Source organism: Microbacterium sp. TPD7012 (genome assembly GCF_003075395.1).
GTDB lineage: Bacteria > Actinomycetota > Actinomycetes > Actinomycetales > Microbacteriaceae > Microbacterium.
Window position 1 is genome coordinate 82,411 of record NZ_QDFV01000004.1, and the last position, 17,814, is coordinate 100,224.

Sequence of the window (17,814 nt, forward strand, 5' to 3'; positions counted from 1 at the left end):
GCTCGAGGGACGCGGCATCCGTCAGCGGCGCGTGCGGGCTCGCGCCCTGCTCACGCTCCCGAGCGTCGCCCGCACCGGAGTGCCCAGGTAGAGCCCCAACGAGGCGCCCGACGCGAGCCCGACCCCGATCACGGCGGCGTAGATCAGCGAGCTTCCGGCCACGACGACATCCGATGCCGAACCGCCGGTGTGGACCATCTCGAGCAGCCCCTGGAACACCGCCACACCCGGGACGAGCGGCACGATCGCGGCGGTCGTCACCGCCACCGATGGCACGTGCAGGTTGTGCGCGATCATCACCCCGACGAAGCTCGCGAGCAGGGCGCCGAGGGCGCTCGCCGCGGCGGGATGAAGCTGCACCGCCGACGCGAGCGTGTAGCCCGCGATCGTGATGGCGCTGAGGAGGGCGCTCACGAGGATGATCCGGATGCCGGCGCCGTTGAACACCGCCACCGCGACCGCGATGATGATCGCCCCGGCGAACACGCCGAGAAGCGGTCCGAAGGGAGCAGGGTCGTCGGGAAGGTCCATCGTGAACCCCAGCACGCTGCCGAGCTCGAGACCCACCAGGATGCCGATCACGACACCGAGCGTCTGCATCGTGAGGTCGAGGATGCGTCCGCCGGCCGTGAGGGCGAAGCCGTCGATGGCATCCTGCGCCGCACCGACCACGGTGAGGCCGGCGAGCATGAGCACGATGCCGGACGCCACGATGATCGACGGGCGGATGCCGACGAACGGCTCGATGCCCGCGGCGCCCAGCGCCGACACGGCCACGGCCACCACCGTCGTGACGAAGCCCCCGGCGATCTGGTTGAAGAACAGCGGCACCTGCAGCCGGGAGAGCCCGGCCTGGGTGATCGCCGCGGCCAGAGCCGCGAGGAACGTGAGGCCGACGATGATCGGCGACGCGCCGAGGAGGATGCTGACGCCGACCGCGAGCATGGCGCGGGCGACCACGACGATCGGCTGCTGGTAGCGGAACGGCATCCGACGGATCGCGCGGAACGCGGTGCGGGCCGACTCCAGATCGAGCCCGCCCCGGATGTCGGAGACCAGCGCCTGCACCCGCTGGAGCTTCGCGTGATCGGGTGCTGCGACGCGCACCACGCGCACGAGGGTCTCGGGCCAGACCTCGCCGCTGAGGTGGAACGAGACCGTGATGGAGTTGTATGTGACGTCGACCTGCACCCCGCGAAGCCCGTAGGCGTCGCAGACGCGCATGATGGCGAGCGTGACCTCGTGCGCGGAGGCTCCGATCGCGAACATGGACTCGCCGATGCGGGTCGAGAGGTCGAGGACCTTCGGCACCGTGCGCTCGTCGATCACCGGCATGACCTCGGTGGCCGCGACGCTCGCGGGGTCGGTGTGCACGAGTCTGCGCGCGGCGGCGAGCAGACGCCGAGGGGACTTCGGGGACATGCCTCCATTCTCCGGCGTCGGGTCGCTGGCACAGGCGGCGCCGCGCCCTACCTCAGGTACGCGTCGACCATCAGCGCCCCGCGGATCTCGCGCAGCCTGTCGATCAGGAGCGCGACGCCGCGAGTCCCGACCGACGCCAGCTGCAGGTCGTGCGGACCGAGCGGCTCGAGCTTCCCGGTGCGCACGCGCACGACCTCCCATCCGGCGCTCCGCACCGCGCGATCCTTCCGGCGGTCGGTCTCCTCGCGTCTGCCGACATGCTCGAGGCCGTGCCGGCCGACCGTGTCGTACTCGACGGCGATGCGCAGCTCGGGAAGCAGGATGTCGGGCCACACCTCGGTGTGACGGAAGAACGGGCGCGCCACCTTGATCGCGTTGACCTCGCCGGTGAACACCAGACGCGAGGTGAGCGCCGCGCGCAGCTTCTCCTCGGCGGCCGACGCCGGCTTCGGTGCGCACGCGCTGAGGAAGGCCGTCCCCTTCGGCAGATCCGGGGTCTTCGTGCACACGGCCGGAGCCGGCATCCGAGGTCGTGCGGGGATCGCGCGGGCCTCGCCCAGCACGACGGGCTGCGGTCGGGCGAGGGCCGAGCACTCCGGGCACCACGCCGAGCGTCGGCGGACCCGCCCCGGCCGCTCGCGCTGCTCGGTCGGGGTCGCGGCGAAGCGATGGCCGACCGCGCACTCCCAGCAGAGCAGCACGTCGGCCGCGAGCGGCACCTGCGAGAGGGCGACGCCGTGGTTGAGCTCCGGGTGGTACTGCCGGATCAGCTCCGGGTACGCCGCCCACCCGCTGCGGAAGGCGCCCACCTCATAGGGCACGGCGGCGCCGCGCGAGAACTGCCTCCTCGCCCACCACTGCTGCACTGGCTCCGGCACGAGGGCGACGATAGCCGTGCCGACCGACATCGAGATCCGGTTCGCGGGGATACTTGACCCTGACACTGTGGCAGACGGGAGAACAGAGACATGTTGTCCATCGGAGCCTTCGCGCAGATCGGCCAGGTGACCCATCGGATGCTGCGGCATTGGGACTCCTCCGGCCTGCTCGAGCCCGCCCACGTGGACGAGTTCAGCGGCTACCGCTCGTACGATCCCTCGCAACTGGAGCGCCTGCACCGGATCGTCGCCCTGCGTCAGCTCGGCTTCGGGCTCGATGACATCGCGTCGATCCTCGATCAGGGGGTCGATGCGGATCGCATCGCGGCGCTGCTGCGGATCCGCCGCGCGGAGGTCGAGGAAGAGCATCGGGTGGCCGCGGGAAGACTCGTCGACGTGGAGCGGCGGCTCCACCTCATCGAAAGAGAGAACCACATGTCCCAGATCGAGATCATCGAGAAGCCCCTCCCGGCCGTCCGCCTCGCGGCGAGCCGCACGGTCGTCGCGGATCAGCCCGAAGTCGCAGGCGTCGTGGGACCGGCCTTCGACGCCATCGCCGAGATCATCGGGGACGAGAGCGGCGCGCTCACGACGCCGATCGCGCAGTACGAGACGATCGACGACGGACTGGAGATCATCGTCGGCTACGCGTACAGCGGACCCGCTCGCGACGGCTTCGACATCATCGAGCTCCCCGCGGTGGAGACCGCCGTGTGCGGCATCCATCTCGGTGCGATGGAGCGCATCGCCGAGAGCTGGCAGGCGATCCACGCCGAGGTCTTCGCGCGCGGCCTGGTGCACGACGGCCCGTGCCGCGAGCTGTACGTGCGCGCGGTCTCGGACGACCAGTCCGACTGGGTGACCGAGCTGCAGCAGCCCGTCCGCCGCGGGTAGGCGCCGGCCGGCCCGGCGCATGGCCGCGCGCGATCGTCGAATCGGACGATCATGCGCGGTCGTTCCTGTTCGAAGCACCGATGCGGCTCCGATCGCAGACGATCAGAGTGATCCCATGCGGGCTGCGCGAGAGGATGCGGAATGAGAGTCTTCGTCTCTGTCGACATGGAGGGCGTCGCCGGGGTCTCCACCCCGGATCAGGCCTATCGCGGCGGTCACAACTACGCCGCGTCGCAGCGCCTCATGACCGAGGAGGCCAATGCGGCCATCGCGGGCGCGTTCGACGCCGGCGCGACGTCGGTCGTGGTGAACGACGCCCACGGGACGATGGACAATCTGCTCCCGGAGCAGCTGGACGAACGTGCCGATCTCGTCAACGGACGACCCAAGGCGCAGTGCATGATCCAGGGGCTGACCCGCGAGCACGATGTCGCGCTCTTCGTCGGATTCCACGCTCCGGCCGGCGCCCCCGGCGTGTTCTCGCACACGCTGTCGTCTCTCGCGTTCACCCGATTCCGCGTGAACGGGGAGACGGCGTCGGAGACCGATCTCGGCGTGCTCCAGGCGGCGGCTCTCGGGGTGCCGGTGGGGCTGGTCACCGGCGACGACCAGATCTGCGGGCTCACGCGCACCGCGTACCCGTGGATCCGCACGGCCCAGGTGAAGCAGGCGGTCGGGCAGTTCTCCGCGCACTCGGTGCATCCGCTCCGCGCACGGGAGGCGATCCGCGCCGAGGCCCGCGCCGCGGTCGAGAACGCCGGGCGGATGCCGGTGCCTGCGGTGCCCGACCGGCTCGTGCTCACCGTCGACCTGAAGACCCCGTTGCACGCCGAGATCGGGGCGCTGATCCCGGGGATGCGGCAGATCGATCGTCTGCAGCTCTCGTTCGACGCGGAGTCCCCGCAGCAGCTGCTCGACGTCTGCGCGCTGCTCTGGGAGACCGCGGACTGACGATCCGCGGTGCGGGCCGCGCCCGGCCGTCAGGCGGGGGCGAGGCGGGCGACGAACCCGCGGATCCGTCGGTGCAGGGTCTCGAGCGCGGCGTCGAACGCGGCGGCCGTTCCGATCCGAGCAGGGTCGCGGATCGACCAGTGCAGGTCGTCGCGGGTCAGGAGCCGCTCGTGCGCGTCGTCGCAGACGGTGATGACCAGGTCGCCCGGGGTGCGGACATCGTCGATGTGGCGGGGCGGGCGTCGCTGGTCGATCGCCAGGCCATGCCTCTCGGCCGAGGCGACGGCGCCCGGGTTCACCGCATCCGCCGGCCGGGTGCCCGCGGAAGCGACCGGGATGGCGCTCATGTCCTGCCAGACGACTTCCGCGAGCTGCGATCGCGCGGAGTTGGCCGTGCAGACGAACACGACGCGGTCCGGGGGCGGCACGCTGGGCGGAGCGAGCGTGTCGAAGACCTCGGGCCGCAGGCCGATGTAGCTGCGCCGCTGATCGAACTCCGAGCGCGCCCGCGCGATGATCTGGGCCGATTCGAGAACGCCGAGGTGGTGGGCGACGAGATTGGATCGGAGCCCGAGCTGCGCGCCGATCTCCGACGACGACAGGTCGCCGAGAGTGAGGAGATCGACCATGCGCAGGCGCGTCTGATCCGCGAGTGCGGCGAAGATGCCGGCGCGGCGTTCGAGATCGGTCATCGCCTTCATCCATACCACGGTCGCGAGGCTGTGTCCATGAGGGTTGACTCAACGGTCATTGACCCTATTCTCGTACTGCGCATCGCACGTGCGGTCGCAGAGAGGCATGGCAATCATGGGAATCGGAAGCGGTATCGCGCTCTTCGTCATCGGCATCATCCTCGCGTTCGCGGTCAACATCGACACCGGCGGATTCGTCGACCTCGACCTGATCGGCTACATCCTCATGGGTGCAGGCGTCGTGGTGTTCCTCATCAGCCTCGTCCTGACCATGCGGAGCCGTCGCACCGAGACCGTCGCACGCACCTCGGTCGACCCCGTCAGCGGCGAGCAGGTGACCCGGCGGAGCCGCCGCGACACCGACCCCGTCGTCTGAGTCGTGGCGTCGCCTCGCTCCGGTGACCTGACCGGCCGTCTCCTCGGTGATCGGTACGAGCTCTCGACACGACTGGGTGAGGGCGGGATGGGGGTGGTCTATCGCGGCCACGACACCATGCTGCGCCGCGACGTCGCCGTGAAGGTGTTCCGTGAGGGAACCACGGAGATCGCGAGGACAGCCTCCGAGTCGCAGCTGCTGGCCGCACTCAACCACCCGTCCCTCGTGACCCTCTACGACGCCCATCTGGGCACGGAGGACCCGCGATATCTGGTGATGGAGTACGTCGAGGGCCCCACGCTCGACGAGCGGCTCCGCCGGGGACCTCTGCCGGAGCCCGCGGTGTCGCGGCTCGCCGAGGATCTCGCCGACGCGCTCGACGCCGTGCACCGGGCGGGCATCGTGCATCGAGACGTCAAGCCCGCGAACGTGCTGCTGCGTTCGCCCGGGGTCTCGGGGGAGGAGTTCTCCGCCAAGCTCGCCGATTTCGGGATCGCCTATCTAGTCGATGCCACGCGGCTGACGACGCCCGGAACGGTCATCGGGTCGGCCGCGTACCTGAGCCCGGAGCAGGTCACCGGGGCGGATCCGCGGGCCTCGACGGACGTCTACTCCCTCGGCCTCGTGCTGCTCGAAGCGCACACCGGACGACGGGCGTTCGCCCAGAACGACCTGCGAGAGGCCGTGCTCGCACGCCTCTCGCAGGATCCGGTCATCCCGTCCGAGGTCGGCCACGAGTGGGGTGCCCTGCTCGCGGCCATGACTGCACGGGATCCTGCCGATCGACCCACCGCTCGGGAGGTCGTCGCCGCGGCGCGGAACCTGCGTGCGGGCGGCGGAGTCACCGTCGCCTCGTCGGCCACCGTGGCGCTCCCGCCCGATTCCGGGACGACCCGCACGGCTGTGCTGACGATGGAGACAGCGGCGCTTCCGCCGGACACCGCCGACGGGGCGCCGCGACGACGACGCCGATGGCTGGCCGGCGCGGCACTGGCCGCGGTCGTCGTCGCCGGGGTGATCACGGGGATCTCGCTCGGGGGTGCAGGCGATCAGCCCGGCCCTCCGCCCGAGCTTCCCGCGCTCGAGGAGCCGCTCGCTGCACACCTGCAGCAGCTGATGGACGCGGTGTCGCCGTGAACCGCCGTCTTCGCCTCGGCTGCGCGGCCGCCGTCATCGCCGCGGCCCTCGCGGTCGCCGGCTGCTCGGCCACGGCGTCGGGGCTCGACACGCAGACGAGTGCGGAGTGGCAGTCCCGCGTGCTGGCGATCGCCGAGAGCGCCGAGGCCGACGACATCCCGACGGCTCTGCTCGACCTCGATGCCCTCGAGACGGAGACGACGCAGGCCCGCGCGGACGGGGACATCAGCGCCGAGCGAGCGGCGATCATCCAGCAGTCCATCGCCGTGGTCCGATCGGACCTCGAAGCCGATGTCGCTGTCACGCCCTCACCCGAGGAGACCACCACCGACGACACCGGCACCGACGACACCACCGACACCGACAAGGGTGACAAGGGCAACAGCGAGAACAAGAGCGACAACGGCAAGAAGAACGACGACAACGGCAACGGGAACAACGGCAAGGACGACGATGACTGAGGATGCCGCGTGAACCCTGACCGCGTCTCCCGGCCGAGAGATCGCGCCGTCGCGCTCATCGTGGGCGTCTCGGCCACCGTCGCCTTCGTCGTGCTCCGCGTCTTCGTTGCGGCGGGCGGCCACGAACCCCTGGATGTCGACATCCGCTGGCACGATCTGATGACCGCGTCGCGGAGCGACGTGGGCGTGATCATCGCGTGGGTGCCGGCCATCGTCGGCGGCACGGTCGGCATGATCGTCGTCGGAGCCCTCCTGATCGCGCTGTTCGTGTGGCGTCGGAGAAGAGCGGATGCCGCGACCCTGGCGACCGCGATGATCGTGGTCGTCGCCGTGGGCGCGACGATGGCCGCCGTCATCGGACGCACCCGGCCCGCCGACTCCCTCGCGGAGCGCATGGCCACGTCGTTCCCGTCCGGCCACACGGCGGTCGCGACGACCGTGGTCGTGATCCTCGCCCTCGCGCTCCGACGCTGGTACGTCTGGCTGCTCGGCGCCGGGTGGGTGCTCACGATGATGTGGAGTCGCACCTACCTCAACGCCCATTGGCTCAGCGACGTCGTCGCGGGCATGCTCGAGGGCGTCGCCGTGGCCTCGCTCGTCTGGATCGCCGCCGAAGCGGTACGGGACCGCTGTGCCCTGCGTCGTACCGAGAGCTCCATCGCACCACCGATCGAAGGACCTCGACCCCATGAACTCCACTGATTCCGCCGCCTCAGCGGCTCGGGCCGCACAGGACTCCACCGTCTTCCGCACCCTCGCCCGCGTCGGCTACGTGGTCCTCGGCATCCTCCATCTCCTGATCGGCGGCATCGCGATCTCGATCGCGACCGGCGGCGGCGGCGAAGCGGACCAGGGCGGGGCGATGCAGCAGATCCAGCAGGCCCCGGCAGGCATGGTCCTGCTGTGGGTCATCGCGCTGGGACTCGTGGCGCTGGCGATCTGGCAGATCGCCGAGGCCGTCCTCGAACGCGATCCCGACGCCAAGAAGAAGTGGGGCCATCGGGTCAAGTTCCTCGGCACCGCCGCCGCGTACGTCGCGATCGCCGGGACGGCGCTCGTGTACGCGTTGGGCGGCCGGTCGCAGTCGTCCGACTCCTCGCAGTCGCTCAGCGCCCGTCTGCTGGCGGCACCGGCGGGCGTCGTGCTGCTCGTGCTGGTCGGGCTGATCGTCGTCGCCGTCGGTGCGGCGTTCGTCGTGCGCGGCATCACCCGCGCCTTCACGAAGCACCTCGATCTGCCTGCGGGACCGGCACGAAAGGGAATCACCGCCTTCGGCATCGTCGGCTACATCGCGAAGGGCATCGCCGTCGGAGTGGCCGGCATCCTGTTCGTGGTCGCCGCGCTCACCCACGATCCGGAGACAGCCGGGGGACTGGATGCCGCGCTCCACGCGCTGGCAGGGCTTCCCTTCGGCGTCGTCATCCTCTGGACCGTCGGCGCCGGACTCATCCTCTACGGCCTGTTCTGCTTCGCCCGGGCGCGGTACGCGAGGATGTGACGCAGGGCGCCACTCAGTGCGTCCGCAGGTGCCCCGGCTACCCTCGGGGCATGCGCCGTCTCGTCGTCCTTCCCCTTCTGCTCGTCGCCGGTCTTCTCGCGGGATGCTCGCAGGTGACCCAGTTCGCCGGAGACGTCGTCGGCGCCCCTGTCGAGGAGACCTGCGCGACCATCGACGACGCCTACGGCCAGTACCAGTCGGTCATCGACCAGGGCGGTGCCACGGAGGAGCAGCTCGATGCGGCGCGCGACGAACTCGTCGCGACGCTCGACGGACTCGCCGACGACGTCGACGGACAGCTGGGCGATCTCATCCGCTCCGGTGCCCAGCAGCTCGGCGAGGTCACCGACCTGCAGGCGCCCGAGACCATCGAGGCGATCGAGCAGCTCAAGGAATCGGCCTCGGCCTTCTGCGGCTGAGGCCGGGTCCTGCTCACCGCCCCGGTGCTCGGGGCCCGTCATAGGCTGGATGCATGAGCGCGCGTGCCGTGGATCCTCGGGTCTGTCCTACCTGCGGCGACGCCCTGACGTTCGAGATCCTCGACGACGAGCGGTTCCTCGTCGTGTGGTCGTGCGTCGATTGCGGTCTGGTCCGCGCCACCGAACCGGTGTGACCGCGGGCTCTCACGTGCTCGCCCGCACGACCAGCGAGGGCGTGAGGTCGACCCGGCGCACGGGGCCGGCGTTGCCCGCCGCGATGCCGAGCAGCAGGTCGAGCGCGACGCGGCCCGACTCCTCGAACGGCTGACGCACCGTCGTGAGGCCGAGTCCGTCGGCCCGCGGCTTTTCCCGGCCCATCAAAAGCAATTTCCGCGCACCTCTCGACAAAACAGAAATTTCCGGTAGAGTCGCCACGTCGGTAATCATTTCTCACTTTTCGTGTCGAGAGGAAATCATGCACGCACGAACTCGCAGCATCGTCGCTGCGGCAGCGGCCGGAGCGATGGCGCTCGTCGGCCTCAGCGGCTGCGCCGCCTCCGCAGGATCCGACGAACCCCTCGTGGGGCTCGTCATCAAGACGCAGGACAACCCCTTCTACGTCAAGATGACGGAAGGGGCCAAGGACGAGGCGGAAGCCCTCGGACTCAATCTGCAGGTCGCCAGCGGCGATGGGCAGAGCGACGTCGACTCGCAGATCAAGGCCATCGAGAACTTCACGGCGCAGGGCGCCAAGGCGATCCTCGTCACACCCGCCGGCGACGGGATCATCCCCGCCGTCAAGAAGGCGCAGGAGGCGGGCGTCGTCGTGTTCGCGATGGACTCGCCGCTCGGTGCGGACTCCGGCATCGACGGCACCTTCGCGACCGACAACTACCTCGCGGGCGTGCTCGTCGGCGAATGGGCGAAGGCCGCGCTCGGCGACACCGAGCCCCGGGTCGCCACGCTCGACCTCAGCACCGACCAGATCCCCGTCGACGTCGCCCGCAACCAGGGCTTCCTCGAGGGGTTCGGCATCGAGCTCGGCGATCCGTCGAAGATGTGGGACGAGACCGACCCGCAGCTGGTCGGCCACGAGGTGACGGATGCCAACGAAGCGGGCGGGCGCACCGGCATGGAGAAGCTCCTGCAGAAGGATCCGACCATCAACCTCGTCTACACGATCAACGAGCCCACGGCCGCAGGCGCCTATCAGGCCGTCGTCGCCGCGGGGCTCGAGGACCAGATCACGATCGTCTCGGTCGACGGCGGATGCCCCGGCGTGACCAACGTGCAGAAGGGCATCATCGCCGCGACCTCGATGCAGTTCCCGCTCGAGATGGCGAAGCAGGCCCTGCAGGCCGTCGAGGACTACCTGGCCGACGGCACCAAGCCGAAGAACAGCGACGGCCTCGACTTCACCAACACCGGAGTCACGCTCGTGACCGACCAGCCGCAGGACGGCGTCGAATCCGAGGACACGACGTTCGGACTGGAGCAGTGCTGGGGCTGAGTCGCCCCGCTGCCTCCCTACCGGGTGAGGGTCGGCTCTTGCCGACCGGCCCTCACCCTCCTCCTCCATACAACGACGTAGGAAAGCCCATCATGAACCGAAGCGCCACCGATCTCCCGGATGACGAGCGACCGAGCACCGTCACCGCCGGATTCTCGATGGGACTGGTCGAGATCGACCAGGGAGCCCGTCTCAGCCCTCTCCAGTGGATCGAACGACGGATGCTGTCGCGCCCGCTGATCGGTCCCGTCGCGGTGCTCATCATCGCGCTGATCGTCTTCTCGATCGTGTCGCCGAACTTCGGCACGCTCCAGAACTTCTCCCTGATCCTGCAGCAGGTGCAGGTGATCGCGATGCTCGGCATCGCGCAGACCCTCATCATCCTCACCGCAGGGATCGACCTCTCCGTCGCGGCGGTCATGCTGCTGTCGCAGGTCGCCATGGGTCGTTTCGCCGTCTCGGTCGGACTCCCTGTCGAGATCTCGCTCGTGCTCGGCATCGTCGTCGGCATCGCCTGCGGGGCGATCAACGGCTTCATCGTGACGAAGCTCAACATCCCGCCGTTCATCGCGACCCTCGGCACCCTGAGCATCTTCTACGCGCTGAACATCTTCATCTCCGACGGGGAGAGCGTGCCGTACGCCGACGTGCCCCCGCTGTTCAACTGGCTCGGAACGGGCTTCCGCGTGTTCGGCACGACGTTCACCTTCGGCCAGGTGCTCACGATCCTCATGTTCATCCTGTTCGCCTACATCCTGCGCAACACCGCCTGGGGCACGCACATCTACGCCGTGGGCGACAACCTCGAGGCCGCGCGCCTCAGCGGCATCCGCGTCAACCGCGTGCTCATGTCGGTGTACGTGGTGGCCGGTCTCATCATCGGCGTCACCGCCTGGCTGCTCATCGGGCGCATCGGCTCGATCTCGCCCACCGCGGGCGCCGCCTACAACCTCGCGTCGATCACCGCGGTGGTCATCGGCGGCACGAGCCTCTTCGGCGGGCGCGGACGGATCATGGGCACGCTGCTCGGATCCCTTATCGTCGGCGTCTTCTCCAGCGGACTGTCCCTCGCAGGATTCGACAGCCTCTGGCAGGAGTTCACCATCGGCCTCCTCATCATCGGCGCGGTCGCCGTCGACCAGCGCCTCCGCAAGATCGGACGTTGACCATGACCACCGGAACCCAGACCCCGCGCTCCACCGACCTGGTGCTCGAAGCGCGCGGCATCGTGAAGCGCTACGGACGCGTCGTCGCCCTCGACCAGACGGACTTCGAGATCCGTCAGGGGGAGGTGCTCGCCGTGATCGGCGACAACGGCGCCGGCAAGTCCTCACTGATCCAATGCCTGTCGGGCGCCGTGCAGCCCGACGAGGGCGAGCTGCTGGTGAGCGGGGAGCCCACGACGCTGAGGACGCCGGTCGACGCTCGCCGGCTCGGCATCGAGACCGTCTTCCAGAGCCTCGCCGTCTCGCCGGCGCTCGACATCGCCAGCAACATCTTCCTCGGCCGGGAGCTGCGCCGCCCCGGCATCGCCGGCTCCGTGTTCCGCATGCTCGACAAGAAGCGGATGCGGGCGGAGTCGCTCGAGGTGATGTCGCAGCTCGGGCTGCAGACGCTCCAGAACATCGGCCAGTCGGTCGAGACCCTCTCCGGCGGTCAGCGTCAGGGCGTCGCCGTGGCGCGTGCCGCGGCCTTCGGCTCGAAGGTCGTCATCCTCGACGAGCCGACCGCCGCCCTCGGCGTCAAGGAGTCGGGGCGCGTCGTCAAGCTCATCAAGGACATCAACGCCCGCGGCATCCCGGTCATCCTGATCAGCCACAACATGCCGCAGATCTTCGAGGTCGCCGACCGCATCCACATCCAGCGTCTCGGAAAGCGCATCGCGCTCGTCGAGACGTCGCAGATCGACATGGCGGATGCCGTGGCGCTGATGGTCGGCGCGAAGACCCCCGAGCAGCTCGGGCTCGCCTCATGAGCCCGCAGCAGGACCCCGCAGACAATCCTCAAGAAAGGAGCACCCGCATGGTGCCCAACTACCTCCCCGTGCCCGGCACAGCCCTCGACGGCAAGGTGGCGCTCATCACCGGCGCCGCCTCCGGGATCGGCGAAGCGGTCGCCCGCATCTACGCCGCCAACGGATGTCGCGTCGCCCTGATCGACATCGACGCGGCCCGCCTCGAAGAGGTCGCCGCCGACATCGCGGAACGCGGCGGCGAGGTGCTCTCCCTCGTCGGGAACGTCGTGGAGGAGGACGAGGTGCGCGCGTTCTTCGCCGCGACCGTGGCCCGCTGGGGTCGCATCGACCTCGTGATCAACAGCGCCGGCCGGGACTCCCTCGCACCGCCCGTCACCCAGGTGACCCTGGAGGAGTGGAACAAGACGATCGGGCCGAACCTCACCGGTGTCTTCCTCTGCTGCCGCGAGGCCTTCCTCGTCATGGAGGGCCAGGAGACGGGCGGGCGCATCATCAACATGGGCTCCTCCTCGACCAAGGTCGCCTCGGGGCCGGGGCACAGCCCGTACCGCGCCTCGAAGCACGGCATGCTCGGATTCTCGAAGAACATCCTGATCGAGGGCATGCACAAGAACATCGGCGTCACGGTCCTGAACCCCTCGCACGTGCGCACGCCGATGACCGAGATCATCGACAAGGGCCTGTACGACGGCGACCTGCCCGCCTACACCGACGGGTGGCTCGACGAGAAGGAGATCGAGGAGGGCCTCTCGGCCAGCTGCATCGATGTCGGGAACGTCGCGGAGGCCGCGCTCTACATCGGGACGCGCACGCCGGACGTGACCATCCCCACCTTCTCGCTGTACCCGACGCACAAGGTGCTGCGGTACGGCATGGAGGTCTAGGCGATCGTGAAGGCTGCAGTTCTGCGCGGCATCCGCGACATCGCCGTCCTCGATGTGCCCATGCCGGAGCCCGTCGGCGTCGACTCGGTCCTCGTGCGGATCGGGGCGGTGGGCGTCTGCGGGTCCGACGTCCTCCGCTTCGGCATCGGCAAGGGATACGGCTTCCCGCGGGTGCTCGGCCACGAGATGTCGGGCACCCTGGTCGAGGACTCCCCGTCGGGAGTGCTCAAGGCCGGCGATCGCGTCGCGATCTTCCCGTGCATCCCCGAGCCCTCGGACCCGATGAGCGAGATCGGCGAGTACGCGCTCGCCGATCGCTACGACTACTTCGGCTCCCGGCGCGACGGCGGACTCGAGGAGTATCTGCGGGTGCCCGAGCGCAACCTGATCCCACTGCGTCCCGGCACCTCTCTGATCGACGGTGCGATGGTGGAACCGGCGGGGGTGGCCCTGCATGCCGTCCGCAAGGCCGTGGTCCCCCCGAACGCGACAGCGCTCGTCATCGGCGCAGGGCCGATCGGCATCCTCGCCGCGCAGTGGCTGCGCATCCTCGGCGTCGTGCGCGTGCTCGTGGCGGATGTCGATGCGCGCAAGCGCGAGATCGCGGAGAGCCTCGGCTTCGAGACGCTGGACGCGTCGACGGCGCCGTCCGACGAGCTCGCGACGGCGGCGACCGCCGGCCGCGGCGTCGACATCGCCGTCGAGGCCTCCGGGATCTCCGTGACGTTCCTCCAGGCGATCCGCGCGGCGGCGCACCGCGGGCAGGTCGTCCTGCTCGGCGACCTCGCCGACGACGTCGCACTGCCGAAGGAGCTCGTCTCCCGCGTGCTGCGCCGGGAGCTCGTGCTGCGCGGAACATGGAACGCCGTCATCACGCCCCGGGTGACGAACGACTGGGAGATGGTGGTGGCCTGCCTCGGCCGGTCGCTCATCGTCGACGGGCTCGTGAGCCACGTCGAGGGCATCGACGCCGCGCAGGAGGTCTTCACCCGGCTCGCCGACCGCGGAGCATGGTCGAACAAGACGATCTTCGCGGTCTCCGACGAGGCCGTCGCCGAGGCGGACGCCGCACTCAGCGGATCCCTCTCCGCGCGATTGGCGCGGCGATGAAGGCCGCGGTGTTCCTGGGACCGGGACGCATCGAGGTCACGGACATCCCGGTGCCCGAGGTGGGCCCCGGCGACGTGCTGGTCGAGGTGAGGGCGGCCAGCATCTGCGGCACCGACCTGCGCATCATGAAGCACGGGCACTTCCGCATCCCCGAGGGCACGCGCCGCGTGCTCGGGCACGAGCTCACGGGTCGGATCGTCGAGGCGGGGGCGGATGTCCGCGGCTTCGCGGTCGGCGACCGGGTCAGCGTCGCTCCGAACGTCGGCTGCGGCGTCTGCGCCATGTGCCGCCGCGGGCTGAACCAGCTGTGCCCGACGTACGACGCGTTCGGCATCACGCTGAACGGCGGGTTCGAGGAGTACATGCTCGTCCCGGCGGTGGCGATCGAACGCGGGAACCTCTTCCACGTCCCGGATGCCGTGGGCGACGAGATCGCCGCGATCATGGAGCCGATGTCCTGCTGCCTCCACGGCCAGCGCAAGGTCGAGGTCTCACCCGAGGACTCGGTGCTCATCATCGGCGCGGGCCCCATCGGATGCTTCCACACCGTGCTCGCGAAGCGGGCCGGCGCCCGTCAGGTGATCGTGGCGAACACCCGACAGCCGCGGCTCGACATCGCCGGCCGGCTGGGAGCCGACCATCTCATCAACGTGTCGGAGCAGGATCTGCACGAGGAGGTCATGGCGCTCACGGGAGGCGAGGGCGTGGACGTCGTCATCACCTGCGTCTCCAAGCCCGACGTGATCGCCTCGACGACCGACCTCGCCGGACGCCTCGGACGGATCAACGTGTTCTCCGGGCTCGGCGATCAGGCCAGGCCCGCGATCGACGTGAACGCGCTCCACTACCAGGAGCAGACCCTCACCGGGACGACGGGGTCGAGCGTGACCGACTACGGCGACGTCATCGGCATCATCGCGGAGAGCGATGTGGATCTCACGCCGATCATCACCGCGCGATTCGCCCTCGACGACATCGAGGCGGCGATGGAGCACTCGCGCTCCGGAGTCGGCATGAAGTCGCTGATCACTTTCGACAGAGGAGGCGCGCGATGACCGCGGAGGTCTACACCCCCGACACGCTCGTGCCCGCGACGGAGCCGACGTTCGCCTTCGTCGGCGTCACGACCGGGGCGTCGTCGATCATGGAGGTCTTCCCGCGGTGGGCCGCGCATCTCGGCATCCCGTCGCGCATCGTCGGCATCGATGTGCCGCTGGATGCCGACCCCGAGACGTACCGCCGGGTCGTCCGGTTCTTCACGGACGACCCGCTCTCGCTCGGCGCCCTGGTCACGACGCACAAGCTGAACCTGTTCCAGGCGAGCCGTGACCTGTTCGACGAGATCGGGGAGTCGGCCGCGCAGCTCGCCGAGATCAGCAGCATCTCGAAGCGCGACGGGCGCCTCCTCGGCCACGCGATGGACGACGTCACGAGCGGTCTGGCGTACGACGCCATCGTCGGCGAGGCCGACGACGAGGTGCTCCTGCTCGGCGCCGGCGGGTCCTCGCTCGCCCTCACGCTGCACCTGCACCGGAAGCACCGGGCGGGCGGCGGGGTACCGCGTCGGATCGTCGTGACCAACCGGCGCCCCGGACGCATCGACGAGATGCGCGCGTTCCACGAGCGGATCGGGTTCGCGCTGCCGATCGAGTACGTGGTGGCGCCGGAGCCGACGGTCAACGACGCCGCTCTCGCGACCATGGCCCCGCGTTCCACGGTCATCAACGCGACCGGACTGGGCAAGGATCGGCCGGGCTCCCCTCTCACGGGCGCGGCGCGGTTCCCCGACGGCGCCGTCGCCTGGGACTTCAACTACCGCGGCGACCTCGTGTTCCTCGACCAGGCGCGGGCGCAGGCCGATCGCGGCATCCGCGCCGTCGACGGGTGGTTCTACTTCCTCCACGGGTGGACGCGCGTGATGGCGCAGGTCTTCGACATCGCCATCCCGACATCCGGTCCCGCATTCGACGAGCTCTCCCGCATCGCGCGCCTAGCGGCGGCGTCACGCCAGAAGAAGACACAGCCAAGAAACGACACAGAGAAGGACCACGCATGAGCACCGCATCCCTCACTCCCACCACCCGATCCGTCGTCACCCGGTTCGACCTGACCACCGGACTCGCCGACGGCACCCCGTCGCTGCGTCGCCCGCTGTCGGCGATGGCCGGCATGTACGCGGACGCGGCGGCGTTCGAGGCCGCCGTCGCCGCGGACGACGTGCTCAGCTACGAGTTCTACGACATGGGCGTTCCCGCGCTCGAGACCGAGATCGCCTACGGGACGAGCATCACCTACCCCGGTCGCGTCGGCGACGAGTACTTCATGACCAAGGGGCACTTCCACACCCGCCTCGAGGCCGCGGAGATCTATCTGTGCCTTTCGGGCGAGGGCCTCATGCTGATGGAGAGCCCCGAGGGCGACGTGCAGGTCGAGGAGTTCCGCGCCGGTCGTTCGGTGTACGTGCCCGGCCGCTACGCGCATCGCAGCATCAACACCTCGGCCACCGAGCCGCTGATCACCTTCTTCGCGTTCCCCGGGGACGCGGGGCACGACTACGGCACGATCGAGACGAAGGGGTTCCGCAAGATCGTCGTCGATCGCGACGGGGTGCCCACGCTCCAGGACAACCCGCGCTGGCAGAGCTGACGCCGGAGCCCCGGAGCGCTGCCATGGGATCAGCCGGACGACCGTCTAGACTCCACACGTGACTGACCAGGACACGGGAGGGAACCTCCTCCACCAGATCTCCCGTCGCGCCGGAGCGATGAGCCCGGCCCTGCGCGGCGTCGCCGATGTGATCCTCGCGGATCCCGAAGAGGCGCAGGCCCTGTCGATCACCGAGCTCGCCGGGCGAGCGGGCGTCGCGGACTCCACGGTGTCGCGGTTCCTCCGCGAGCTCCAGCTCGACGGGTACAACCAGCTGCGGCTCGGCATCGCGCAGGCGATCTACTCGCGTCCCGTCTCGACCGAGCAGCGCACCAACTGGGTGTACGAGGGCGTGCTCAAGGGGGACAGCAGCGAGCAGATCGTCGAGAAGGTGCTGCACGGCAGCTTCGAGTCGCTGACGCGCACGACGGAGCGGCTCGACCCTGAGATCATGAGCGCCGCGGTCGACCGCATCCACGACGCGTCGGCCGTCTACTTCGCCGCGATGGGATCGTCGGCGACCGCGGCCGAGAGCGCGATGATGCGCTTCGTCCGCGCGGGCAAGCGCTGCCACTTCTTCCGCGATCAGAGCGTGCAGACCATGGGCAGCGCGACGCTGCGCGAAGGAGATGTGCTGATCGCGATCAGCGACTCCGGCGACTCGACCTCGGTCGTCTCGTCGGCCCAGATCGCGAAGTTCCACGGTGCCTACGTGCTCGGGGTCACCTCGAACGTGGACTCCGCGCTGGCGTCGGTGGTCGACGATGTGCTCCTCACCGCCGGCACCGTCGCGAGCTCCGACGTCTACGGCGAGTCGGTCACCGCGAAGTGGGGTCAGCTGCTGGCGATCGATGTGCTGTACGCGACCTACGCCACGCGCTTCTTCGAGGAGACGGCCGACTATCTGCAGGAGAGCTACCTGTCGGCGATCAAGCCGACGCGGGGGAGCGGCGGCGACTGA

The 17,814-nt window shown here is 69.6% G+C and carries 22 protein-coding genes; 18 read left to right on the forward strand and 4 right to left on the reverse strand.

The window, feature by feature from the left end:
* Positions 1–21: 21 nt before the first annotated feature.
* Positions 22–1,422 (reverse strand): threonine/serine exporter family protein, encoded by a 1,401-nt coding sequence (locus DC434_RS11785; RefSeq protein ID WP_116635503.1) that lies wholly within the window; start codon positions 1,420–1,422, stop codon positions 22–24.
* A gap of 47 nt (positions 1,423–1,469) precedes the next feature.
* Entirely contained in the window at positions 1,470–2,300 is an 831-nt protein-coding gene (locus DC434_RS11790; protein WP_116635929.1) for a zinc-ribbon domain-containing protein, read from the reverse strand.
* 90 nt (positions 2,301–2,390) lie between these two features.
* Here DC434_RS11790 and DC434_RS11795 point away from each other — a divergent pair, with 90 nt between their 5' ends.
* Positions 2,391–3,194, forward strand: coding sequence for a MerR family transcriptional regulator (locus tag DC434_RS11795; protein WP_116635504.1), 804 nt, complete (start codon positions 2,391–2,393; stop codon positions 3,192–3,194).
* 141 nt (positions 3,195–3,335) lie between these two features.
* Positions 3,336–4,145 carry a M55 family metallopeptidase gene (locus tag DC434_RS11800; protein ID WP_116635505.1) on the forward strand — a complete coding sequence of 270 codons (810 nt, stop codon included), beginning with the start codon at positions 3,336–3,338 and terminating at the stop codon, positions 4,143–4,145.
* A 29-nt stretch (positions 4,146–4,174) separates the two neighbouring features.
* Here the strand turns inward: DC434_RS11800 and DC434_RS11805 are convergent, their stop codons facing one another.
* Positions 4,175–4,837 (reverse strand): helix-turn-helix domain-containing protein, encoded by a 663-nt coding sequence (locus tag DC434_RS11805; protein WP_243408909.1) that lies wholly within the window; start codon positions 4,835–4,837, stop codon positions 4,175–4,177.
* A gap of 115 nt (positions 4,838–4,952) precedes the next feature.
* On the opposite strand from DC434_RS11805, the gene DC434_RS11810 reads away from it, so the two are divergent.
* From DC434_RS11810 to DC434_RS20130, 7 genes are read left to right on the forward strand one after another with little or no spacing between them, the layout of a single operon-like run.
* Positions 4,953–5,213 (forward strand): DUF6458 family protein, encoded by a 261-nt coding sequence (locus DC434_RS11810; protein ID WP_116635507.1) that lies wholly within the window; start codon positions 4,953–4,955, stop codon positions 5,211–5,213.
* Positions 5,214–5,216: 3 nt separating this feature from the next.
* Positions 5,217–6,350: a serine/threonine-protein kinase gene (locus DC434_RS11815; protein ID WP_116635508.1), complete on the forward strand. Its 1,134-nt coding sequence runs from the start codon at positions 5,217–5,219 to the stop codon at positions 6,348–6,350.
* Positions 6,347–6,811: a hypothetical protein gene (locus tag DC434_RS11820; protein ID WP_116635509.1), complete on the forward strand. Its 465-nt coding sequence runs from the start codon at positions 6,347–6,349 to the stop codon at positions 6,809–6,811. Before DC434_RS11815 ends, DC434_RS11820 begins: the two co-directional genes overlap by 4 nt.
* Before the next feature lie 9 nt (positions 6,812–6,820).
* A complete protein-coding gene (locus DC434_RS11825; RefSeq protein WP_116635510.1) occupies positions 6,821–7,513 on the forward strand; it encodes a phosphatase PAP2 family protein in 693 nt (230 codons plus the stop codon).
* Positions 7,500–8,309: a DUF1206 domain-containing protein gene (locus tag DC434_RS11830; protein WP_116635511.1), complete on the forward strand. Its 810-nt coding sequence runs from the start codon at positions 7,500–7,502 to the stop codon at positions 8,307–8,309. The genes DC434_RS11825 and DC434_RS11830 overlap by 14 nt, the downstream gene beginning before the upstream one ends.
* Positions 8,310–8,359: 50 nt before the next feature.
* Positions 8,360–8,728 (forward strand): hypothetical protein, encoded by a 369-nt coding sequence (locus DC434_RS11835; RefSeq protein ID WP_116635512.1) that lies wholly within the window; start codon positions 8,360–8,362, stop codon positions 8,726–8,728.
* A gap of 53 nt (positions 8,729–8,781) precedes the next feature.
* Entirely contained in the window at positions 8,782–8,922 is a 141-nt protein-coding gene (locus tag DC434_RS20130) for a hypothetical protein (RefSeq protein WP_165808059.1), read from the forward strand.
* 10 nt (positions 8,923–8,932) lie between these two features.
* Here the strand turns inward: DC434_RS20130 and DC434_RS11840 are convergent, their stop codons facing one another.
* The gene (locus tag DC434_RS11840; protein ID WP_207769962.1) at positions 8,933–9,106 is read right to left on the reverse strand and encodes a substrate-binding domain-containing protein; all 174 of its coding nucleotides are present in this window, start codon (positions 9,104–9,106) and stop codon (positions 8,933–8,935) included.
* 97 nt (positions 9,107–9,203) lie between these two features.
* Between DC434_RS11840 and DC434_RS11845 the strand changes: the two genes are divergently transcribed.
* From DC434_RS11845 to DC434_RS11885, 9 genes are all read left to right on the forward strand, one after another.
* Entirely contained in the window at positions 9,204–10,238 is a 1,035-nt protein-coding gene (locus DC434_RS11845; RefSeq protein ID WP_116635514.1) for a substrate-binding domain-containing protein, read from the forward strand.
* Between the two features lie 92 nt (positions 10,239–10,330).
* The gene (locus DC434_RS11850) at positions 10,331–11,404 is read left to right on the forward strand and encodes an ABC transporter permease (RefSeq protein WP_116635515.1); all 1,074 of its coding nucleotides are present in this window, start codon (positions 10,331–10,333) and stop codon (positions 11,402–11,404) included.
* Between the two features lie 2 nt (positions 11,405–11,406).
* Positions 11,407–12,213, forward strand: a complete 807-nt coding sequence (locus tag DC434_RS11855) for an ATP-binding cassette domain-containing protein (RefSeq protein ID WP_116635516.1) — start codon at positions 11,407–11,409, stop codon at positions 12,211–12,213.
* Between the two features lie 47 nt (positions 12,214–12,260).
* A complete protein-coding gene (locus DC434_RS11860) occupies positions 12,261–13,097 on the forward strand; it encodes an SDR family oxidoreductase (protein ID WP_116635517.1) in 837 nt (278 codons plus the stop codon).
* 6 nt (positions 13,098–13,103) lie between these two features.
* The gene (locus DC434_RS11865; protein ID WP_116635518.1) at positions 13,104–14,207 is read left to right on the forward strand and encodes a galactitol-1-phosphate 5-dehydrogenase; all 1,104 of its coding nucleotides are present in this window, start codon (positions 13,104–13,106) and stop codon (positions 14,205–14,207) included.
* Positions 14,204–15,262, forward strand: coding sequence for a zinc-dependent dehydrogenase (locus tag DC434_RS11870; protein WP_116635519.1), 1,059 nt, complete (start codon positions 14,204–14,206; stop codon positions 15,260–15,262). The genes DC434_RS11865 and DC434_RS11870 overlap by 4 nt, the downstream gene beginning before the upstream one ends.
* Complete coding sequence (locus DC434_RS11875) at positions 15,259–16,263, forward strand: shikimate dehydrogenase (protein ID WP_116635520.1); 1,005 nt, start codon at positions 15,259–15,261, stop codon at positions 16,261–16,263. The genes DC434_RS11870 and DC434_RS11875 overlap by 4 nt, the downstream gene beginning before the upstream one ends.
* Positions 16,260–16,853, forward strand: a complete 594-nt coding sequence (locus tag DC434_RS11880; protein ID WP_116635521.1) for a glucose-6-phosphate isomerase family protein — start codon at positions 16,260–16,262, stop codon at positions 16,851–16,853. The genes DC434_RS11875 and DC434_RS11880 overlap by 4 nt, the downstream gene beginning before the upstream one ends.
* A 58-nt stretch (positions 16,854–16,911) precedes the next feature.
* Positions 16,912–17,814: a MurR/RpiR family transcriptional regulator gene (locus tag DC434_RS11885; protein ID WP_207769963.1), complete on the forward strand. Its 903-nt coding sequence runs from the start codon at positions 16,912–16,914 to the stop codon at positions 17,812–17,814.